The 3,220-nt window shown below is 65.8% G+C and carries 2 protein-coding genes and 1 pseudogene; all 3 read left to right on the top strand.

The window, feature by feature from the left end; all coding sequences use genetic code 11:
- A pseudogene (locus tag SFU54_RS00550) lies at nucleotides 1–341 on the top strand (dimethylarginine dimethylaminohydrolase); the annotation flags it as partial.
- Nucleotides 342–623: 282 nt separating this feature from the next.
- Nucleotides 624–2,486, top strand: a complete 1,863-nt coding sequence (locus SFU54_RS00545; protein ID WP_319014377.1) for an ABC transporter ATP-binding protein — start codon at nucleotides 624–626, stop codon at nucleotides 2,484–2,486.
- Nucleotides 2,483–3,220: ABC transporter ATP-binding protein (locus SFU54_RS00540; protein ID WP_319014376.1), on the top strand; the 738-nt coding region annotated here is incomplete at its 3' end. The genes SFU54_RS00545 and SFU54_RS00540, both read left to right, overlap by 4 nt.

Genomic DNA, 3,220 nt, shown 5'->3' with positions numbered 1-3,220 from the left:
TGCGGGCCATCGCGCGCCGGCACGGGCGTGACGTCGTCGCGGTGCCCGTGACGAAAGCACTGCACCTCAAGAGCGCCGTGACGGCGTTGCCCGACGGAACCGTCATTGGGCATCCGTCGCTCATTGATGACGTGTCGATGTGGCGCAACTTCTTGCCCATGCCCGAGGCCGAGGGCGGCCACGTGGTCGTGCTCAGCGACGACGCCGTGCTCATGGCGGCCTCGGCTCCGCAGAGCGCCGAGCTCATTCGCTCGCTCGGCTATCGCGTCGTGACGGTCGACATTTCAGAATTCGAGAAACTTGAGGGATGCGTGACGTGCCTCAGCGTGTTGGTTCGCTGAGTCGACTGCGCGCCGTCGGCGCGACGCGTCGATAACGCCCGCATCACAATTCGGGCCGGGTTCGGCGTTCGTCATACCTAAGGCCTAGGCTGGAAGGCTTCGCTCGGCCACCCCGAGCGAGGCTGTGCGAGCCTGGCCCGCGCACGCCAGCCACCCAGAACGCGACCGCCACGAGCGGCCGTGGCCAATCGAGGACGCACTGTGTCGACGACGAAACCAGATCAGCCCCGCCTGAACACCTTTCAAGCGATCGCGCGCATCTACCCCTACGCCAAGCCCGCCATGCCGTGGATCTATGCCGGCATGGGCGCGGCGCTCGCTGCCGGGGTGATTTCGCTCGTCATTCCGCTCGTGCTGCAAGGCCTCGTTGACGGTCCGCTCTCGACGCGCGACCCGAGCCAGATTTGGCCCGCCGCGATCGCCGTGCTCGTGCTCGGCGTGCTCGAGGCCGTCTTCATCATGCTGCGCCGCTTCTTCGTGCTCACGCCCGGTACGCACATCGAGGCGCGCATGCGCAACGCGCTGTACGCCCACTTGCAAGACCTGCCGGTCGCGTTCCACGACCGCTGGCAATCGGGGCAGTTGCTAAGCCGCGCGGTCAGTGACCTTAACCTCATCCGGCGTTGGCTGTCGTTCGGGTTCGTGCTGCTCATCGTCAACGGCATCACGATCGTCATCGGCTTCGTCGTGCTCATCAACTGGAGCCTCTGGCTGGGTCTGCTGTTTCTCGTGGCGAGCATCCCGCTCTGGATCTATGGCTACCTCTTTGAGAACAAGTACTCGGTCATTGCGCGGCGTGCGCAAGACCAGCAGGGCGACCTTGCCACGGCGGTCGAAGAGAGCGTGCATGGCATCCGCGTGCTCAAGGCCTTTGGGCGCGGCAAGCACTCGCTGCTGAAGTTTGCCGACCAGGCCGAACTGCTGCGCGCGACCGAGATCGAGAAGGCCAAGGCCATCGCGGGCATTTGGTTCTGGCTCATCCTGATTCCTGATGTGGCGTTCGCGCTGTGCTTGCTGGGCGGCGTGGCGCTCGCGGCCGCGGGCGAGCTCACGGTCGGCGAACTCTTCGCGTTCTTCGCCACCGCCACGGTGTTGCGTTTCCCGATCGAGTCGATCGGCTTCTTGCTCTCGATGACCTACGACACGCGCACGGCGACCGACCGCTACTTCGAGGTCATGGACGAAATCAACGCCATCACCGACCCCGAATCGCCGGCAACGATCACCGAATCGCCGGCAACGATCACCGAACCGCGCGGCCGTCTCACGTTCGAAAACGTGGTCTTTCGGTATCAGGATGCCCCCGCCGACCAACCCGGAATCCTCAACGGCATCACCCTCGAGCTCGAACCCGGCGAGACCATGGCTCTCGTCGGCATCACGGGCAGCGGCAAGACGACGCTGACGGCGCTCACCACGCGACTGTATGACGTCACCTCGGGGCGCATCCTGATCGACGGCGTCGACATTCGTGATCTCACGCGCGAAGAGTTGCGCCGCCACATCGCGATGGCGTTCGAAGACGCCACGCTCTTCTCGGCGAGTGTGCGCGACAACGTGCTGCTCGGCCGGCCCGAGCTCACCGAGGCCGACACGGCAGAGGCGGCGGCCGAGGCCGAGCGGGTGCTCGCCGAAGCGCTCGACATCGCGCAGGCCGCGTTTGTGCACAGCCTGCCCGACGGCATCGAGACGACCGTGGGTGAAGAGGGCTTGAGCCTCTCGGGTGGCCAGCGCCAGCGGCTCGCGCTCGCACGTGCCGTCGCGGCGAACCCCGCGGTGCTCGTGCTTGACGACCCGCTGAGTGCGCTCGATGTCGACACCGAAGCCCTCGTCGAGGCGGCGCTGCGCCGGGTGCTCGCGACGACCACGGGCCTCATCGTCGCGCACCGGCCATCCACGGTGCAGATGGCCGACCGGGTTGCCCTGCTGCAAGAGGGCCGCATCACCGATGTCGGAACCCACAGCGAGTTGCTCAAGCGCAACGAGCACTACCGCTACGTCATCTCGTCGTTCGAAGACGAAGCGCTCGCGGCGGCCGAGCGCGCCGATCGCGATCTCAAGCTCGCCGAGCAGGAGGGCCGACGGCGCGATGCGATCGACCGAGAGAGCCGCGTTATCGACCAGGAAGGCGAGGTGACCCGATGAGCGTCACTGGTGTTGACGGCGAAGAGCGCGACGACTTCTCGCGGGCCGAGTCGAAGAGCATGCGGGCGCGCTCGCTGCGCTTGCTGGGCTCGCTCGTGCGCCCCGTGCGCGGGCGCATCGCGCTCACGATGGTTGTGCTTGTTGTTTCGATCGCCCTGCAAGTCGCCGGGCCGTTGTTGATTGCGGCGGGAATCAACGAGGGCCTGCCGGCGCTGCGAGATAGCAACGACTGGATGCCTGTTTCGCTAACGGTCGCCGCATATCTCTTCTCGGCGGTCGTTGGGGCTTCCCTCATAGCGCTGTTTCAGGTCATGAGCGCGCGTCTCAGCCAGATGATCTTGCTCGACCTGCGCAAGCGCGTCTTCTTGCACACACAGCGGCTCTCGCTCGAGTTTCACGAGTCGTACACCTCGGGCCGCATCATCGCGCGGCAGACGAGCGACCTCGACTCGATTCGCGAGTTGCTCGACTCGGGGCTCAACCAGCTCGTCTCGGGGCTCATCTACATGGGTTTCACGGCAGCGGCGCTCGTGCTGCTCGACCCGACCTCGGGGCTCGTACTCGCGGTCTCGCTGATTCCCCTGCTGTTGCTCACGCGGTGGTTTCAAGTGCGCTCGCAAACCCTGTTTCGCCAGACCCGCGTGGCGTCGGCCCGCCTGATCGTGCACTTTGTCGAGACCATGACGGGCATCCGTGCCGTCAAGGCCTTCAGAAAAGAGCCGCGCAACGAGCGG

It is taken from the genome of Microcella sp. (assembly GCF_033763155.1).
Taxonomy (GTDB): Bacteria; Actinomycetota; Actinomycetes; order Actinomycetales; family Microbacteriaceae; genus Microcella.
This window is presented reverse-complemented; position numbering and strand designations above follow the sequence as displayed.